The following is a 16,283-nucleotide window of genomic DNA, read 5'->3' on the forward strand; positions in this document are numbered from 1 at the left end:
CCACCCGAAGGTGGCTTTCTCTTACAACAGACGGGCTAACGTGGATCAGTAAGCCTTGCCGGTCTTGTAGAAGTGCTCAAAGCAGAAGTTGGTCGCTTCGATGTAGCCTTCAGCGCCGCCGCAGTCAAAACGCTGGCCTTTGAATTTGTAGGCGATCACGCAACCATCTTTGGCTTGCTTCATCAGGGCGTCAGTGATCTGGATCTCGCCGCCTTTACCTGGCTCCGTTTCTTCGATCAGTTTGAAGATGTCCGGCGTCAGGATGTAACGACCGATGATCGCCAGGTTCGACGGCGCATCTTCAGGGGCTGGCTTCTCGACCATGTCACGAACGCGGATCAGGCCGTCGCCAATGTCGTCACCGGCAATCACGCCGTATTTATTGGTTTGCGATGGATCGACTTCCATGACCGCAACAATGGTGCAACGGTATTTCTGGTACAGCTTGACCATTTGGGTCAGCACGCCGTCGCCGTCGAGGTTCACACACAGGTCATCCGCCAGTACCACAGCGAACGGTTCGTCACCGATCAGCGGGCGACCGGTCAGGATAGCGTGGCCGAGGCCTTTCATCTGAGTCTGACGGGTGTAGGAGAACGAGCACTCGTCCAGCAGCTTGCGGATGCCGACCAGGTATTTCTCTTTGTCGGTGCCTTTGATCTGGTTTTCCAGCTCGTAGCTGATGTCGAAGTGATCTTCCAGCGCGCGCTTACCACGGCCGGTCACAATGGAGATTTCGTTCAGACCGGCATCCAGTGCCTCTTCGACGCCGTACTGAATCAGTGGCTTGTTCACCACCGGCAGCATCTCTTTGGGCATGGCCTTGGTCGCTGGCAAGAAGCGAGTGCCGTAACCGGCTGCTGGGAACAAGCATTTCTTGATCATATGGGTCCTTACAAAGGGCTGTGCGTACGGAATTCGGCGCAGTCTAATGAGGCCGCAGGCACCTTACAATGGGTCCTGCTGGCGTTGCGATGTCATCATAGAGAAAAAATGTCAGCGTAAGTTCCGCTGGTCTTGTGAAGAGGGTCTCCACCGACACGGCAAAAAACGCCTGCACCTCAGTGTTTCTATGGGCTGCATCCTTTTTAGCATGCTTTTGCGATCAGGACACTGACCTAGAATAACTTGCCCGGCCCTGCAACATTTGGCGCTATCATTACGCCATTGAACCACACGACGAGATTGATAGATGTCAGAACCCAAAGGCGTAAACGGCTACCTGATCACGCAGCGAGCGGACGGTTGGCACCTGATCAATTTCCACGGCGACAGTGTCGCCGGGGCCTTCGCCACCGAAAGCCAAGCGATTGCGGTAGCCGAAGTATTTGTGGATGAAGCGGGTCACGCGTCGAGCAAACGGCCGAAAGGCAAGTAAGTTCCGCTGCGCTGCGCATGAAGCCCCGTTGTACGGGGCTTTTTTGTGGGCACCTATAAGGGTTGTTGCGCAGTAACAAAGCGACACTGGACAGTGTTGCACCAATGATCCTGTAATCCTATTCTTACAGCCCTGATAACAACTAAAAACCCATCCAAAACTGTTTGTAGTTAATGTCTTACAGGCAATTATTGATTTTTGGCAAAATGCCATACCCCTCTTACAAGCGGTCATATGATAAGGCTACGCAACTAAGCGAATTAGGCGATTTAATTCTTTTAACGCAAGCCTGACAATGGCCCAAGTTCGAGCGTAGCCGCCATTTGCAATACAAGTAATTGGAAGATCCGATACTTTATCTGCAATGCGATCAGCGCCGAACTGAGTGCCCCGCACGTTTTAGATTAAGACGCGACGGTGGGTCCACGCCTGCCTGCAGGGTTTCTTTGTGACGGTTACTTATAGATGGGTCTTTGCTGATGAAAAATGAAATGAAAACTGCGCTGTTGTCTATTGGGCTGTTGGTCGGCTCGATGTCCGGTGCCCAGGCGGCAGATGGAACAATTACGTTTACTGGATCAGTCCACTCGGGTGCCTGCTCCATCAAACCTGAATCAGTCGACCAGACCATTCCCCTAGGGGCGATTGCCAAGCATCAACTGCAAGCGGGCGGTTCCTCCAACCCTCGAAGCGTGCTGATTAAACTGGAAGGCTGTGACCTGACGGGTCTTACGGACAACACCGTCACCACGACCTTCACCGCCGCGCCGTCTTCTGCCGTTCCAGGCGGAATCGGCACCGTCGGCGGCGCCGGCAACATCGGCATCATGATGACCCACGGCAACACCCCCGTTGAACTGGGTGTTCCCACCACGCCTCAAGGGATTGTGGCCGGGGACAACACGCTGGAGTTCGGCGCTTATGTAAAAGGTGGCGCCACGGGTGACATCGTCCCAGGTGATTTCAGCGCCGTCACCAATTTCACCCTGGCTTATCAGTAAGCGCTTCCCCCGCCACCTCAGTGGCGGGGGAATCTGATGGGAGATAACGGTGAAAACATTCATAAGCGTCGCACTCGCCTCTTCTCTGACGATGTTCATCAGTCCAGGCGTTGCCGGGCAGGTACCCACCCAAGGCGATGGCATCGTCACGTTAAATGGAGAGGTCATTGACTCTGCGTGCGGGCTGGAATTGGCCAGCGCCGATCAATCCATCGAGATGCCTCCCGAACCCATCGGTCGCCTGTTGCGCAATACCGTAGGCGCACCTCACCCCTTCCAGTTGCGCCTGGTCAATTGCTCATTAACTCGCCCTGACCCGTCGCGCCCCGGTGAAACCCTGCCCGACTGGCAGCACCTGCGCGTCACGTTTGACGGCGCTCGCGATAGAGAAGGTCGCTCTTTCACGGCTTTCGGTGATTCGCAAGGCGTCGCGTTTCATATCTGGGATTCAGCAGGTCAGGAAAGTGTCCCGGGTGTGCCAATGGGCTTACACCCATTAAAGGAAGGCGACATGACACTCGACTACACGCTTCGTCTAGTCGGCAACGGTCTGCCTTTGGTGCCGGGCGCTCATCTTGCCGCTGTGCGGTTTGAGTTGGAATACTTTTGAACAGTGATGGATTGCCTTCATGTTGAATGCGTCGAAAATCAAACATGCGTTGCGTCCAGGTTTCTTCGGCGGGGTTATGTCGCTCGCCGGGACTGCATTGGGCGCCGGGGATATCGAGTTTAATACCGACGTGCTTGATCTCAGTGATCGCACCAATATTGACTTGTCCCAGTTTGCGCGCAGCGGATTTATCCTGCCGGGCACCTACGCCATGGTCGTGCAGCTCAACAGCCAGCCGATCGCTGAGCAGTCGGTGGCATTTTACCCCCCCGATAACGACCCCAAAGGCAGCCAGGCCTGCTTATCGTCCGATATTGTCGAGCAACTGGGCCTGAAAGCGTCTGGAGACGCAGAGCGCTTGTGGTGGAGAGGCGGCGAATGCCTGGATATTCAAAGCTTGCCAGGCATGGAGGTCAGCGGAGATCTGGCGACCTCTACGCTGAACATCAACCTCCCCCAAGCCTACCTTGAATACAGCACCATCAATTGGGATCCCCCCTCGCGCTGGGATGATGGGGTGCCCGGGCTGCTGATGGACTACAACGTAACGGCCCAGTCCACCTACCAAAAGCATGAGCAGGCGAGAAACAATTTCTCCGGCAACGGCACGCTGGGGGCTAACGCCGGCGCTTGGCGGCTGCGGGCGGATTGGCAGGGGCGCGTCGACAGAGACCGCGAAAATGCATCCAACCAGCCGAAGCTGGAGTGGAGTCGTTATTACGCTTATCGCGCCATCCCGGCACTGAAGGCGCGCCTTATCGTTGGCGAGGACTACCTGTATTCGGACCTGTTTGACAGCTTCCGGTATACCGGCGCCGCGCTCAACTCGGACGAAAGCCAGTTACCTCCCAACCTGCGTGGTTACGCACCGGAAGTTGTCGGAGTGGCTAAAACCAACGCCAGGGTCATCATCAGCCAGCAAGGGCGTGTGCTCTATGAAACGCTAGTGGCGGCAGGCCCCTTTCGGATCCAGGACCTCAATGACGCCGTCAGTGGCAGGCTGGATGTGCGGGTGGAGGAACAGGATGGCTCAGTGCATAGCTTCCAGATGGATACCGCCGGTGTTCCTTACCTGACCCGCCCTGGCCAGGTGCGCTACAAACTGGCGGCTGGCCGCCCATCGAATCTTCATTACAACGCCGATGGCGATTTTTTTGGCAGCGGCGAGTTCTCGTGGGGTGTCAGTAATGGCTGGTCGCTGTATGGCGGCGCAATAACGGATAACAACTACCACGCATTGTCTGTGGGCGTTGGGCGTGACTTGTTGATGTTCGGTGCGGTCTCGCTGGATGCCACTCAGTCCCACGCCACGCTATGGAATCAAACATTGGCGGGTAAATCCTACCGCCTTCAATACTCCAAGCACTTTGAACAGTACGACAGCCAGATTACTTTTGCAGGTTATCGCTTTTCCGAAAGGAATTACTTAAGCATGAGCGAGTACCTGGATGCTCGCCATTATGGATTGAACGGCGAACTTTCCGGGCGTAACGAGCGCGACAGTAGTTGGAAACCCATTGGCGACAGCAAGGCACTGTACACGGCGACCGTTAATAAGCAGTTCCGTGACTTGGGCGCCACCGTGTATGCAAGCTACAACAAACAAACTTATTGGGCACGGCCCGCGACGCAGCGCTGGAACTTATCAGTAGCACGTTATTTCAATGTGGGCAGTATCAAGAATATGAGTGCGTCCCTGAATGTATACCGTACGCTTGACTACAACTATAAGGATAACGGCGTGACGTTGTCGGTCAGTCTGCCCCTGGGCCGCACCGGCACACTGGCCCTGGACGCCAGTCGAACCGCAGGTAAGAACGCGTTATCCACGCGCTACAGTGATCGCCTCGATGAACGTAACAGCTACCAGCTCAGCGTCGGCGATAAAGCGGCCAGTGGGTACCTGAGCCATGTTGGAGATCAGGCAGATATCGATCTGGCAGCCAGCCAACAAGAAGGCAGGTACGCCAGCCTCAGCGTTTCCGCACGGGGTGGTGGCACGCTGACGCCTCACGGAGGGGCGCTGCATCGCACCAACAGCACTGGCGGCACCCGCCTGATGGTCGATACCGCAGGCGTACCCGATGTGCCGGTGCGAGGCTACGGCACCCCAACACGCAGCAATGCCTTCGGCAAAGCCGTTATTTCCGATATCAGCAGCTATCAGCGCACAGCGGCCAGTGTCGACCTGGAAAGCCTGCCGGTGAACGTCGAAGCCACGCAGTCCGTTGCCCAGTTGACCCTCACCGAGGGCGCCATCGGATACCGCAGCCTGGACGTGATTGCCGGCGAAAAAGCCATGGCGGTTGTGCGTCTGGCGGATGGCAGCACGCCGCCGTTCGGCGCGACGGTGAAGAATGCGCGGCAGCAGGACACCGGCATTGTGAATGACGGCGGCGCGGTCTACCTCAGCGGTATCCAGGCCGGCGCGCAAATGACCGTGAGCTGGGGCGGCGCCGAACAATGCGTGCTCACCCTCCCCGACACCTTACCCGCCGATGGCTTGACCGACACCCTGCAACTGGGCTGCCGGACGGTCGCCAGTGAACAGACCTCGCCCGATCCAGCAGCGCTGACCGACAACAGCATCGAAACGGAGAACACATCCTCATGAACATTCGTCTCTCACTCCCCGCCCTCACATTGCTGGCCGTAGGCTTGAGCCCGTGTGCCAACGCCGCCGTCGGCCTGGACCGTACCCGCGTGATTTTTGATGGAGGCAAAAATGCCACCAGCGTCAACATCACCAACAACAATACCCAACTGCCGTATCTGGCCCAGGGCTGGCTGGAAGATGAAGAGGGAAAAAAGATCACCTCGCCCCTGATCGTGTTGCCGCCGGTTCAACGTCTTGAGCCGGGCAAGCAAAGCCAGGTCAAGGTACAGGCGTTGCCCGCTGCAAATTCGCTGCCACAGGATCGCGAAACGGTTTTCTACTTCAATTTGAGGGAAATTCCGCCACGCACCGACAAGGCCAATACCCTGCAAATTGCGCTGCAGACCCGCATCAAGTTGTTCTACCGGCCCCAAGCCATTACCCCAAGCCAACAAGACTTGTCCAACCCCTGGCAGGAAAAGCTCACCCTGACCCTCGAAGGCGAGCGATACACGGTGAATAACCCCACGCCGTACTACGTGACCCTGGTGGATGCGCGCAGCACCAAGGACGGCAAAACCGTGGCGGGCTTCGAGCCACAGATGGTGCCACCCAAAGGCGCGCTGACCTTGGGCCCCACCGCCGCCGCGCTCGGCACCACGCCTTATTTGTCCTACGTCAACGACTACGGTGGACGTCCGCTGCTCGCCTTCACCTGCAGTGGCAACACGTGCAAAGTCAACGCGCCTAATGAGTAGCGCCCGCTGCCGGAGAACGTCATGAAGTCGCAGCAAATGAAGGTCTTGGGCGGCCTGCTACTGGCCTTGTTGCAAAGCGCCCAGGCGGCAGACGTCGAAGGGATGAATGGAATGTTGAATATTTCCGGGACGATGCATGAAACGCCCTGCAACCTGGAAATGACATCGCTTCATCAAACGATCGACCTGGGTGCAGTGTCAGCCAGTCAACTGCAACGGCCAGGAGACCAGGCAAAGCCGGTGGCCTTCGAGGTGCGGTTTACCGATTGCCATCGCACGGCCGGCAGCGTCCGCAGCGAACGTACGGGAAACCTGGCCTGGAGTGCTTTCCAACCGGTGTTGTCGGTGACGTTTCTGGCGCCGGCTGATGCCGATGATCCACGCCTGGTCAAGGTTCAAGGGGTTTCCGGCATGGGCCTGCACTTGACCGATGCACTGGGACGAGATGTGCAACTGGGTTTCAGGGGTGAACCCTTGTTCCTGCCCTTGGGCAGTAACACCCAGGTCTGGACTGTCAGGCCGACGCGCACCTCCGCCTCGCTGACCAGTGGCGCCTTTCGGGCCGTGGTGGATTTCAGGCTCAATTATGAGTAAGGGCATAACGATGGCTAGGACAACCGGCTCGCGGGCCATTCTTATCATGGGCGGCCTGCTTTGGGCCGTCAGCCTCAGTGTGCAGGCCAACACCAACCTGACCATCCGCGCGGTGATCATCGCGCCGCCACCCTGTGTGATTAATGGGGGCAACACGCTGGATGTGCCTTTTGGCAATGACCTGCTGACGTCCCGGATTGACGGCGTTAACTATCGTAAAAATGTGCCTTATACCGTCACCTGCGACTCCCCCTTCAGCAATGCGCTGACCCTTCAGCTCAGGGGCACGGGTGCTGCGTTTGATAGCCGTGTGCTGGTAACCCGCAAAACTGACCTCGGCGTCAAGCTGCTCGTCAATGGCAGTGACTGGCCATTGAATACTGTGGTGAATTTTACCTACCCGAATTTTCCGGCTGTGCAGGCGGTACCTGTCAAACGCGCGGGCAGCCAACTGACCGGGGGGGCATTTGATGCAGCCGCCACCCTGGTGATCGATTACCAATGAAGCCGCTTATCAATAAAGAGAAACGATCAATGACATTCAGGCCACGCCACGCGTTGCTCGCCTTGTGTTGCATCAGCCTTTGCAGTGCTGCGTCGGCGAACTTGACGTTCAGCGGAACGCTCAACGAGCCGCCCCCCTGCACGATTGACGCGGGCAGCACGATTGAAGTCGATTTCGGGGATATCGGCACCAAGCTGATCGATGGTGTGAGATACCGCAAAGGCGTTGGCTACACCATCAGTTGCGGTGCGACCACGATGCCCTGGCTCCTGAAGTTGAGCGTTAACGGTACAGCAACGACGTTTGACGCATCGGCGGTGCAGAGCAGTGTGCCTGAACTGGGTATCCGCTTGTTCCAGAACAATGTGCCGTTCCAACTCAACACGCCACTGGATATCACCCTCTCGTCGCCGCCGGTACTGGAAGTGGTCCCTGTGCAACGGCCGGGCGCAGTCCTTGCCCCCGCACGGTTTACGGCAGTGGCCACATTGCTGGCCGAATACCAATAGGAGTCGGGCGTATGCCATATCAAAGGGTTCATGAGCGCCGGCCCCACGCTGGGTTGGCACTCCTGCTTTGCTTCGGCCTCATTCCCACGGGGCATGCCGTGGATAACCTGAGGTTCAAGGGCAATCTGGTTGAACAGGCCTGCACGATCCGCCCTGGCGACGAGGCCATCGCGCTCGAACTTTGGGACGTGACCAGTAAGCACCTCTACATCAACACCCGCACGCAGGGTAAGGGGTTCAGATTGCACCTGGAGGCGTGCGACACCGCAATTGGCAAGACAGTGACCATCACCCTGGGCGGTAGAGAAAATATGGCGCTGCCTGGGTTGTTCGCCCTGGATGGCGGAAGTATTGCTTCCGGTATCGGCGTTGGCATAGAGACGCCGGACGACAAGCCTTTGCCCCTCAATACCCCCAGTGATGAACAGGTACTGAGCAATGGCAGCAATGTGATTGAACTCAAGGCTTATGTAAAAGGCGAGCCAAATGCGATCAGGGATCAGACGATCGGGCCTGGCGCCTACACGGTGACCTCGACCTTTACGCTGGATTATCCATAACAGCCCTGGACAAACCTCACATCTCTAACCGACGCCAGTGCCACCCCGAACTGAATGTTCACCGGGCACTGCCTGGAGAGATGCGCAACGAGAGAGAAAGATGAAACGACTTTATGCAGCCATGGTGCTTCTCGTCTTGATTGGCGTGACCTCAACCGCGAAGGCAACCGATTGCCGCGTGAATGGTGGGCCTTGGATATTCGTCGGCTCCGGCGGGACACTCAACTTGCAGGTCCCCGTGACCGTCCAACTGGGTGCGGACAAAACCCGAATAATGCTCGAAGGGGTCAGGCTGGAATGTCGATTTTCCCACTACGGCGGTAGCCAGCCCTGGTATACCGACTACTGGGCAACGTCGGCAAGAGTCGGGCCCGCCTGGGTGCCTGGACCCAAATTCACTAACCAAGGCACGGGGCTGCGGATCAACGGCAGTTTCTACAACACCCCCATTCCAAATGGTATCCGGACGACGACCATGCTGAACAACTCCGTCGGCGTACCGGTCAATGTCACCCCCTACATTTTGGTCCGTAACAATCCGAGTAACCCTATCGATATCCGAGTCGGAGATGTGCTGGGGCGGCTCAATCTCGACCAGACAAATAACTACAATTCCGGCAGTTCAACGCTTGCGCTGACATATACCGCGGCCAACAATTTCTCCATCTCTCCGTCAACGTGCACGATCAACAATAACAACCCGATCAATATAGACTTCGGCACCGTAAACCAGCGGGCAATTGGCACCGACCCGCTCACAACGCCCATCCGCAGCAACCGCAGGCTCACCTACTCCTGCCCGAACGCCGGCATCACCACACCGATCACCATCACGTACAAAGGCAACCCGTCGTCGTTTGACACACGCCTGCTGGTAATGACCAACCCGAACGTCGGTACGGCGCTTGTGCGAGCGGGATCCGCCGTGCAAGTGAACGGTAAGTTCCTGACCCAGATCACCAACAGTGTCGGCGGCGACGATGTGACGTTTGCTTTGGTACGGCGAGCGGGTTCGTTGCCTGCCGCTGGAACCATAAGCGGGAGCGGCGTACTCGTGATGGGGGTGCCATGACCTGCGCCAGACACTGAAGTCCAAGGCATTTATGCCCAACCCAAGGGTGCGCAGTCGCGGAGTACATTCTTTGACTGCGCACCAGGTGGCAGTTCGCTATAATCCTGCACCAACGCCCCACGACAGTGTCAGCGCCCTCCTCCTACACCCTCGACGACGACCCAACTCATGAACAAGATTCTGGCACTGACTGCGGTACTGGCGCTCGCCGGCTGCACCACCACTTCTGACGTCTACCTGAAAAACGGCGAACAAGGCCTGACCATTGACTGTTCGGGCGAGGCCAACTCCTGGGCCAGTTGCTACGAAAAGGCGGATGCCTCGTGTGCGGGCACCGGCTACCGTATCGTCGGCACCGAGGGCACGCCTTCGCTCAAGGAAAGTGACAAGACCCTGGGGCAGGATGTGGGCAACTTCAAAAGTCGCAGTGTGGTGGTGGTCTGCAAGTAAGCGTTTCGCCTACAACTGAATATCGGCGAACTTGATGCCCAGGCTGCGGATGGTCTCTACCAGGTCATCCAGGCGCGCGAACGACTCGATTTCATCCTGATCATCCACCAGGAAAAAACTGCGGCCGCCGCTTTTCTTGAAGAATACGATCCACTCCCCCAGGTCGGCCGGATTCTGGATAATGTGAGTCGCCGATATCTGGCCTTCGGCCTGGCGAGCGCTGACGTGTTCACGCTTCATGAATGACTTCCCGAATAGACAAATGCCGCACAAACCGAGGGTTTGCGCGACATTTTTGCATTGATCGGACAACAGTTTAACGGATGCCTTGCCCGTTCAGCACGCCTTCTACGGTTTGGCCGTTGAGATTGGCCCCATCAGTACCCGATTCAGCGACATCATCACGACTCCATTTTTATAGTTATAAGCTTAGGCGCTTATGGCATAAACCTAAAAAGGCTAGGGGGGATTATCCCGTCGCGACAATTCCCAAATCGGGCCCAACAAAAAGCCTGGCACCACGATGGTGGGACCAGGCTTTTTATCGGATTAGAAGTAACAGGGTGAAACGGGCTATATCAGCCGGAGATGCACTCTTCGCCAGCTTTTTTCACGTCACCCGGACGGATCGGCACATTGGACATGCTCTCGTAGAGCTTGATGCTGCTACCACTGGAACGTTCATCAATTTCGAAAATTGCCGAAGGGTCGGCGGAAAACTTCTGCGGCACAATCACCTGCATACCCCCTTCCTTACGCGGTTCAATCTGCGGCGGCCGGCGAGTCGCCGACAATTTCTGTACCACGCACGCGGCGTATTCCTGTGGTTTTTTCCCGGAAATGACCGCCAAGGTCGGCGGCGTCTGCTTGATATCTGCAACCGAAGCACACCCACCAATCGCCAGGGCCAGAACCAACACACTCCACTTCATATAAAACCTCCGATAAAGAGCCTACGACAGCGGGGATGGTAAATTTCTCCCGCCCAAGTAGGATTTATCCCTGATAACTCGGTAAATAACTGTTTTAAATTGTCGATGTCGTTGAAGACGACCCGATAATAAACGTGCTGGGGCTGATAAACTCCATCTTAACCTACGTATCGTTCTGATTTTTCAGAAAAAGCCCTTCTGGAGACACCCCCATGAAATTCATCCACCAGCGCGAGCACCTCAACGAGGGAGACATTGTCGTCATCGAATGCTCGCAGACTTGTAATATCCGTCTGATGAGCGACGCGAATTTTCGCAGCTTCAAGAACGGCGGTCGCCACACCTACCACGGCGGCGCCTTCGACACGTTCCCTGCCAAAATCACCGCACCGAGCACCGGGTTCTGGAACATCACCCTGGACGTGGTCACGCGCCGCGCAATCAGCGTGACCCGCAAACCCGCGCTGTCCCACAAGATTCGCATTGTGCGTCGCACCAGCACCAAACTGAGCTGATCCGAACAGTCAATAGGAAATAGCCGTGACCGCTACCACCAAGTACGTAATCAAATACAAGCTCAACGGCGAACGCCGCTTTGAGTTCGCTCAACTGCACACCAACAGCGTAGAAGAAGCCAAGCAAGCCCTGGCGAAAATTCACGATGCCAGTGATGAAATCACCGACATCAACGTGAGCAAGGCACTGTAAGTCAATGCCTGGCCTCACGACTGATCTGTTCGCCGATGACGCCTTGCAGCAACCCGCAGGGCGCGAGCAAATTGGCGAACAGTCCTACGTGCTAAGAGGCTACGCCCTGCCCTGGGTTGAGCGTCTTCTGCCGGAACTGCGACGGGTGCTGGCTCAATCACCGTTTCGGCACATGGTGACACCTGGTGGCTTTACCATGTCGGCTGCATTGAGCAGTTGCGGCGATCTGGGCTGGACCACTGATGCCTCGGGCTATCGCTACTCGCCATTGGACCCGCGCAACCTTCAGCCATGGCCGCAGATGCCGGACGCCTTGCGCCAATTGGCCGTGTTGGCAGCGGCAGAAGCCGGCTTTCTCAACTTTGCGCCCGACGCCTGCCTGATCAACCGTTATGTACCCGGCGCGAAAATGGCCCTGCACCAGGACAAAGATGAGCGCCGCTACAGCGAACCGGTGGTGTCGGTCTCTTTTGGGTTGCCGGCGATTTTTCTGTTTGGCGGGCACGAGCGCAGTGACAAGCCCCAGAAAGTCTCGCTGTTCCATGGCGACGTGGTGGTGTGGGGCGGCGTGGACCGCTTGCGTTTTCATGGGGTGATGCCGATCAAGGAAGGCGTGCACCCGGTCATGGGCGCGCAACGCATCAATCTCACCTTTCGCACTGCCGGCTGATTTGACCGCAAGCTTCAGAGTGCCAGGTGTTCACGGCACGACTAATCTGGCCAGGACCCGTCAAGAGTGCCGACCATGACCACCGAACAAGACCCCCGCTGGGCCGCCATTCTGGCCCGTGATCCCAAAGCCGATGCGCTGTTCGTCTATGGTGTGAAGACCACCGGCGTGTACTGTCGCCCGAGCAGCGCTTCGCGCTTGCCGCGCCCGGAAAATATCGAGTTCTTCGACACGGCTGCACAGGCCGAAGCGGCGGGTTATCGCGCCAGCAAACGCGCTGCCGGCGACCAGACGCAACTGGCAGCACACCATGCACAACGGGTGGCCGACGCCTGCCGGCATATCGAACAGGCCGACACCCCGCCCAGCCTGAACACGCTGGCCACGCAAGCCAAGCTGAGCCCCTTCCATTTTCACCGCGTGTTCAAAGCCGTCACCGGCCTGACCCCCAAGGGCTACGCCAGCGCCCATCGTTCACGCAAAGTGCGCGATGGCCTCAGGGGCCCGCACTCGGTGACCGATGCGCTGTATGACGCAGGCTTCAACTCCAACAGCCGCTTTTATGAATCCGCAGATCAATTGCTTGGCATGAAGCCCAGCGACTACAAAGCCGGCGGCACTAACACTGCGATCCTGTTTGCCATCGGGCAATGCTCGCTGGGTGCAATCCTGGTGGCGCAAAGTGCCCGTGGTGTGTGCGCGATTTTGCTCGGAGATGACCCGGACCGGTTGGCGCGTGATCTGCAGGATCAATTTCCCAAAGCCGAGCTGGTGGGCGCCGACCCGCACTTCGAACAGCTGGTCGCCCAGGTCGTGGGGTTTATCGAAGCGCCCGCGCTTGGCCTGGACTTGCCGCTGGATCTGCGTGGTACCGCGTTTCAGGAGCGCGTATGGCAAGCCTTGCGCGATATCCCTCCGGGGAGCACGGCCAGCTACGCGCAGATTGCAGCGCGGATCGGTGCGCCTAAGTCGTTCCGCGCAGTGGCCCAGGCCTGTGGCGCTAACAGCCTCGCGGTGGCAATCCCTTGCCACCGCGTAGTGCGCAGCAATGGCGACCTCTCGGGCTATCGCTGGGGCGTGGAGCGCAAGCAGCAGCTGCTGGAGCGTGAGAGCAAAATCTAACCCTGCTTGCGCTTGCGGAACTCGGCGACTTTATGACGGTTGCCACACAGCGCCATGCTGCACCAGCGACGCTTATGCGCTTTGGTACGGTCGTAGAACCACAGCACGCATTCAGGGTGTTCGCAGGTGCGGATCAGGTTGAAATCTGCATCCACGAGCAAGGTAGCGGCGGCTTCGGCGATCGGCGAAAGAAACTGTTCCGGCGTTTGCAGTTTGCGCTCACGCACCAACTGCAATTCACCCGGTGCCGGCCAGGACAGCTGTGGATGGCTGACGGCCTTGCGCAAAAAGCCATTGAGCGCCGCCGGATCAGCTTGCTCGCCCGCCTTGCGTGCCTCCAGCAAGGCCCGGATCACTTCCCGCAGCGTCTTCGCCGTTGCCAGTAACGCCCCGTCCTCGAACGCAGGCGTCGCACCCTCCTCGACCCAGCCCAAGCGGACCAACCAGCGCGCAACATCGGCGTCAGCCTGCCAGAACTCGAAGGGCTCGCCGTCGACGTTGGCGCGGGTGTTGAGCATGTCCAGTACCGGGTGATCGGCAAGGACATAGGGTTCCAGGGCTGCGTGGGTGGTCATGTTCAATCCTCTTGGGCGCGCTTCTATCGTAACCGCTATTAATTCATCCGGGTAGTTACAAAGAACACTTAGCTAACCAATATAAACAATTTGACAGGTTACATTTTTGAGCGCAGCTTTTGAAAAAGTAACCCGTATATCAATCCAATCAAGTTACATAGGTGCCTCATCATGACCACTCCAGCCCCCGTTGTTCACTACCGCCACATCGATGTCGATGGCGTACGCATGTTCTATCGAGAAGCCGGTGACCCGGCGGCCCCCGTCATGTTGCTGCTGCATGGTTTCCCCAGCTCGTCGCACATGTACCGCGACCTGATCCCCCTGCTCGCCACGCGTTTTCGGGTCATCGCGCCAGATTTACCGGGCTTCGGCTTCACCGAGGTACCGGCCGAGCGCAATTATCACTACAGCTTCGATAACCTGGCAGTCACGGTTGAGCATTTTGTCGATGCGCTGGCGCTGAGCCGTTACGCGCTGTATGTCTTCGATTACGGCGCACCGGTTGGTCTGCGCCTCGCGGTGGCTCACCCGGAACGGGTCAGCGCGCTGGTTTCGCAAAACGGGAATGCGTACTTGGAGGGCCTGGGCGATGCTTGGGCACCGATCCGCACCTACTGGGCCGAACCGAGCCAAGCCAACCGCGAAGTCATCCGCAGCGCGGTGATCAGCCTGGAAGGCACGCGCTACCAGTACCTGCACGGTGTAAACCACCCCGAGCGCGTGGCGCCGGAATCCTACATGCTGGATGTCCTGCTCATGCAGCGTCCCGGCAATGACGAGATCCAGCTGGACCTGTTCCTCGACTACCGTAACAACCTGACGCTGTACCCGGCGTTCCAGGCCTTTTTCAAGACGACGCACGTGCCAACGCTGGTGATCTGGGGCCAGAACGATCCCTTCTTCATTCCGCCAGGCGCACACGCCTACAAGACCGACAACCCCAACGCCGTGGTGGAACTGCTCGACACTGGCCACTTCGCCCTGGAAACCCATGCGGCACATATCGCCGAGCGAATTCACGCCGTCGTGGGCCATGCCATTGACTGATGGCGCACCACGAAACGGCACGTTCGTCCAGTGAATAAAACAGACTGGCCGGGTGCCAGGGGCCCTGTTAAAACAGCGTGAAGCCTCACTAACGCTGGAGACGCACCCCATGAGCACTTGGCCAGACACCCGCCTTCTCGACCTGTTGGGCATCGAAGTGCCGATCATCCAGGCCCCAATGGCGGTAGGCACCACCACTGCCATGGTGATCGCCGCCAATAATGCGGGCGCGCTGGGTTCATTGCCGGCCGCCGCACTGAGTATCGAGCAACTGCGCGAAGCGCTGACCGCCATCCGCCAGGCCAGCACGCGCCCGGTCAACGTCAATTTCTTCTGCCATCAACCCCCGCAACCTGACGCCGCAGGCGATCGACGCTGGAAAGAATTGCTGGAACCCTACTACCGCGAATTGGGTGCCGACTTTGATGCGCCAACACCGGTGTCCAACCGTGCCCCCTTCAATGACGCCGCCTGCCAGGTGGTCGAAGCATTCCGCCCCGAGGTCGTCAGTTTTCACTTTGGCCTGCCGGAAAAGTCCCTGCTGGATCGGGTAAAAGCCACCGGCGCCAAGGTGTTGTCCTCGGCCACCACCGTAGAGGAAGCCCTCTGGCTGGAACACCATGGCTGCGATGCAATCATCGCCATGGGCATTGAAGCAGGCGGGCATCGCGGCTTGTTTCTCAGCGATGACCTCAACACCCAGATCGGCCTGTTCGCCTTGTTGCCGCAAGTCGTCGACGCCGTCCGCGTGCCGGTGATCGCGGCCGGGGGTATCGGCGATGCGCGTGGGATTGTCGCAGCGTTTGCCCTTGGCGCCTCGGCGGTGCAGATCGGTACGGCGTACCTGTTTACCCCTGAAGCCAACGTCACGGCTTCGCACCACCATGCGCTGCGTCATGCCCAGGCCAGCGAAACGGCACTGACCAACCTGTTTACCGGCCGCCCGGCACGCGGCATCGTCAACCGCGTGATGCGTGAGTTGGGTGCGATCAACCCGGCCGCTCCAGCGTTCCCGACCTCAGGCGGCGCGCTGATGCCGCTCAAGGCCAAGGATGAAGCGGGCTTCAGCAACCTGTGGTCCGGTCAGGCACTGCGCCTGGGCAAAGACACGACCACGTATGAGCTGACGCGCGAACTGGCAGAACAGGCCCTGGCCAAGCTCAAGTAGATCCGTCATCCGTGGCAACTTTGCA

The 16,283-nt window shown here is 58.1% G+C and carries 21 protein-coding genes; 17 read left to right on the forward strand and 4 right to left on the reverse strand.

Features of this window, described 5'->3' with window-relative positions:
• Nucleotides 1-45: 45 nt before the first annotated feature.
• Entirely contained in the window at nt 46-885 is an 840-nt protein-coding gene (gene galU, locus JBO08_RS06840) for a UTP--glucose-1-phosphate uridylyltransferase GalU (protein WP_046068218.1), read from the reverse strand.
• A gap of 307 nt (nt 886-1,192) precedes the next feature.
• On the opposite strand from galU, the gene JBO08_RS06845 reads away from it, so the two are divergent.
• The 11 genes from JBO08_RS06845 to JBO08_RS06895 all read left to right on the forward strand — a co-directional run bounded on the left by JBO08_RS06845 (nt 1,193) and on the right by JBO08_RS06895 (nt 10,033).
• A complete protein-coding gene (locus JBO08_RS06845) occupies nt 1,193-1,378 on the forward strand; it encodes a hypothetical protein (RefSeq protein ID WP_049713265.1) in 186 nt (61 codons plus the stop codon).
• Nucleotides 1,379-1,857: 479 nt separating this feature from the next.
• Nucleotides 1,858-2,379, forward strand: coding sequence for a fimbrial protein (locus JBO08_RS06850; RefSeq protein ID WP_225930629.1), 522 nt, complete (start codon nt 1,858-1,860; stop codon nt 2,377-2,379).
• A gap of 49 nt (nt 2,380-2,428) precedes the next feature.
• The gene (locus JBO08_RS06855; protein ID WP_065880547.1) at nt 2,429-2,989 is read left to right on the forward strand and encodes a fimbrial protein; all 561 of its coding nucleotides are present in this window, start codon (nt 2,429-2,431) and stop codon (nt 2,987-2,989) included.
• Between the two features lie 19 nt (nt 2,990-3,008).
• Entirely contained in the window at nt 3,009-5,603 is a 2,595-nt protein-coding gene (locus JBO08_RS06860; protein ID WP_175406703.1) for an outer membrane usher protein, read from the forward strand.
• Complete coding sequence (locus tag JBO08_RS06865; RefSeq protein ID WP_139113194.1) at nt 5,600-6,343, forward strand: fimbria/pilus periplasmic chaperone; 744 nt, start codon at nt 5,600-5,602, stop codon at nt 6,341-6,343. The genes JBO08_RS06860 and JBO08_RS06865 overlap by 4 nt, the downstream gene beginning before the upstream one ends.
• Before the next feature lie 21 nt (nt 6,344-6,364).
• On the forward strand, nt 6,365-6,937 hold the full coding sequence (locus JBO08_RS06870; protein WP_065880548.1) for a fimbrial protein: 573 nt from the start codon (nt 6,365-6,367) through the stop codon (nt 6,935-6,937).
• Between the two features lie 10 nt (nt 6,938-6,947).
• Nucleotides 6,948-7,442: a fimbrial protein gene (locus JBO08_RS06875; RefSeq protein ID WP_065873039.1), complete on the forward strand. Its 495-nt coding sequence runs from the start codon at nt 6,948-6,950 to the stop codon at nt 7,440-7,442.
• A gap of 29 nt (nt 7,443-7,471) precedes the next feature.
• A complete protein-coding gene (locus tag JBO08_RS06880; protein ID WP_065873038.1) occupies nt 7,472-7,951 on the forward strand; it encodes a fimbrial protein in 480 nt (159 codons plus the stop codon).
• An 11-nt stretch (nt 7,952-7,962) separates the two neighbouring features.
• The gene (locus JBO08_RS06885; RefSeq protein ID WP_065880549.1) at nt 7,963-8,511 is read left to right on the forward strand and encodes a fimbrial protein; all 549 of its coding nucleotides are present in this window, start codon (nt 7,963-7,965) and stop codon (nt 8,509-8,511) included.
• Nucleotides 8,512-8,611: 100 nt separating this feature from the next.
• Nucleotides 8,612-9,583: a fimbrial protein gene (locus tag JBO08_RS06890; protein ID WP_065880550.1), complete on the forward strand. Its 972-nt coding sequence runs from the start codon at nt 8,612-8,614 to the stop codon at nt 9,581-9,583.
• A 168-nt stretch (nt 9,584-9,751) separates the two neighbouring features.
• Nucleotides 9,752-10,033: a hypothetical protein gene (locus tag JBO08_RS06895; RefSeq protein ID WP_065873035.1), complete on the forward strand. Its 282-nt coding sequence runs from the start codon at nt 9,752-9,754 to the stop codon at nt 10,031-10,033.
• Between the two features lie 9 nt (nt 10,034-10,042).
• On the opposite strand, the gene JBO08_RS06900 is transcribed toward JBO08_RS06895, so the two are convergent.
• Together JBO08_RS06900 and JBO08_RS06905 are read right to left on the reverse strand one after the other, a co-directional pair.
• Entirely contained in the window at nt 10,043-10,273 is a 231-nt protein-coding gene (locus tag JBO08_RS06900; protein WP_065873034.1) for a hypothetical protein, read from the reverse strand.
• Nucleotides 10,274-10,611: 338 nt separating this feature from the next.
• Entirely contained in the window at nt 10,612-10,965 is a 354-nt protein-coding gene (locus JBO08_RS06905) for a hypothetical protein (RefSeq protein WP_065873033.1), read from the reverse strand.
• A gap of 212 nt (nt 10,966-11,177) precedes the next feature.
• Between JBO08_RS06905 and JBO08_RS06910 the strand changes: the two genes are divergently transcribed.
• The 4 genes from JBO08_RS06910 (at nt 11,178) to ada (ending at nt 13,465) form a co-directional block, all read left to right on the forward strand.
• Nucleotides 11,178-11,480 (forward strand): DUF1883 domain-containing protein, encoded by a 303-nt coding sequence (locus JBO08_RS06910; protein ID WP_027606593.1) that lies wholly within the window; start codon nt 11,178-11,180, stop codon nt 11,478-11,480.
• A 25-nt stretch (nt 11,481-11,505) separates the two neighbouring features.
• Complete coding sequence (locus JBO08_RS06915; RefSeq protein WP_098467678.1) at nt 11,506-11,673, forward strand: hypothetical protein; 168 nt, start codon at nt 11,506-11,508, stop codon at nt 11,671-11,673.
• 4 nt (nt 11,674-11,677) lie between these two features.
• Nucleotides 11,678-12,343, forward strand: a complete 666-nt coding sequence (alkB, locus tag JBO08_RS06920; protein WP_065873032.1) for a DNA oxidative demethylase AlkB — start codon at nt 11,678-11,680, stop codon at nt 12,341-12,343.
• 75 nt (nt 12,344-12,418) lie between these two features.
• A complete protein-coding gene (gene ada / locus JBO08_RS06925; protein WP_065873031.1) occupies nt 12,419-13,465 on the forward strand; it encodes a bifunctional DNA-binding transcriptional regulator/O6-methylguanine-DNA methyltransferase Ada in 1,047 nt (348 codons plus the stop codon).
• On the opposite strand, the gene JBO08_RS06930 is transcribed toward ada, so the two are convergent.
• On the reverse strand, nt 13,462-14,040 hold the full coding sequence (locus tag JBO08_RS06930; protein ID WP_065873030.1) for an ABATE domain-containing protein: 579 nt from the start codon (nt 14,038-14,040) through the stop codon (nt 13,462-13,464). The two genes, ada and JBO08_RS06930, sit on opposite strands and share 4 nt — an antisense overlap.
• A gap of 171 nt (nt 14,041-14,211) precedes the next feature.
• On the opposite strand from JBO08_RS06930, the gene JBO08_RS06935 reads away from it, so the two are divergent.
• Nucleotides 14,212-15,090, forward strand: a complete 879-nt coding sequence (locus JBO08_RS06935) for an alpha/beta fold hydrolase (RefSeq protein WP_065873029.1) — start codon at nt 14,212-14,214, stop codon at nt 15,088-15,090.
• Nucleotides 15,091-15,199: 109 nt separating this feature from the next.
• On the forward strand, nt 15,200-16,258 hold the full coding sequence (locus tag JBO08_RS06940) for a nitronate monooxygenase family protein (RefSeq protein ID WP_065880551.1): 1,059 nt from the start codon (nt 15,200-15,202) through the stop codon (nt 16,256-16,258).
• The last annotated feature ends 25 nt before the right edge of the window (nt 16,259-16,283 follow it).

Origin of the sequence: Pseudomonas sp. LAP_36 (assembly GCF_019456785.1) — a bacterium.
Taxonomy (GTDB): Bacteria; Pseudomonadota; Gammaproteobacteria; order Pseudomonadales; family Pseudomonadaceae; genus Aquipseudomonas; species Aquipseudomonas tritici.

Excerpts from the sequence above, each read along its gene's own strand:
- galU (WP_046068218.1), bottom strand. The coding sequence starts at position 885 with ATGATCAAGAAATGCTTGTTCCCAGCAGCCGGTTACGGCACTCGCTTC.
- JBO08_RS06845 (WP_049713265.1), top strand. The coding sequence starts at position 1,193 with ATGTCAGAACCCAAAGGCGTAAACGGCTACCTGATCACGCAGCGAGCG.
- JBO08_RS06850 (WP_225930629.1), top strand. The coding sequence starts at position 1,858 with ATGAAAAATGAAATGAAAACTGCGCTGTTGTCTATTGGGCTGTTGGTC.
- JBO08_RS06860 (WP_175406703.1), top strand. The coding sequence starts at position 3,009 with ATGTTGAATGCGTCGAAAATCAAACATGCGTTGCGTCCAGGTTTCTTC.
- JBO08_RS06865 (WP_139113194.1), top strand. The coding sequence starts at position 5,600 with ATGAACATTCGTCTCTCACTCCCCGCCCTCACATTGCTGGCCGTAGGC.
- JBO08_RS06870 (WP_065880548.1), top strand. The coding sequence starts at position 6,365 with ATGAAGTCGCAGCAAATGAAGGTCTTGGGCGGCCTGCTACTGGCCTTG.
- JBO08_RS06875 (WP_065873039.1), top strand. The coding sequence starts at position 6,948 with ATGGCTAGGACAACCGGCTCGCGGGCCATTCTTATCATGGGCGGCCTG.
- JBO08_RS06880 (WP_065873038.1), top strand. The coding sequence starts at position 7,472 with ATGACATTCAGGCCACGCCACGCGTTGCTCGCCTTGTGTTGCATCAGC.
- JBO08_RS06885 (WP_065880549.1), top strand. The coding sequence starts at position 7,963 with ATGCCATATCAAAGGGTTCATGAGCGCCGGCCCCACGCTGGGTTGGCA.
- JBO08_RS06890 (WP_065880550.1), top strand. The coding sequence starts at position 8,612 with ATGAAACGACTTTATGCAGCCATGGTGCTTCTCGTCTTGATTGGCGTG.
- JBO08_RS06895 (WP_065873035.1), top strand. The coding sequence starts at position 9,752 with ATGAACAAGATTCTGGCACTGACTGCGGTACTGGCGCTCGCCGGCTGC.
- JBO08_RS06900 (WP_065873034.1), bottom strand. The coding sequence starts at position 10,273 with ATGAAGCGTGAACACGTCAGCGCTCGCCAGGCCGAAGGCCAGATATCG.
- JBO08_RS06905 (WP_065873033.1), bottom strand. The coding sequence starts at position 10,965 with ATGAAGTGGAGTGTGTTGGTTCTGGCCCTGGCGATTGGTGGGTGTGCT.
- JBO08_RS06910 (WP_027606593.1), top strand. The coding sequence starts at position 11,178 with ATGAAATTCATCCACCAGCGCGAGCACCTCAACGAGGGAGACATTGTC.
- alkB (WP_065873032.1), top strand. The coding sequence starts at position 11,678 with ATGCCTGGCCTCACGACTGATCTGTTCGCCGATGACGCCTTGCAGCAA.
- ada (WP_065873031.1), top strand. The coding sequence starts at position 12,419 with ATGACCACCGAACAAGACCCCCGCTGGGCCGCCATTCTGGCCCGTGAT.
- JBO08_RS06930 (WP_065873030.1), bottom strand. The coding sequence starts at position 14,040 with ATGACCACCCACGCAGCCCTGGAACCCTATGTCCTTGCCGATCACCCG.
- JBO08_RS06935 (WP_065873029.1), top strand. The coding sequence starts at position 14,212 with ATGACCACTCCAGCCCCCGTTGTTCACTACCGCCACATCGATGTCGAT.
- JBO08_RS06940 (WP_065880551.1), top strand. The coding sequence starts at position 15,200 with ATGAGCACTTGGCCAGACACCCGCCTTCTCGACCTGTTGGGCATCGAA.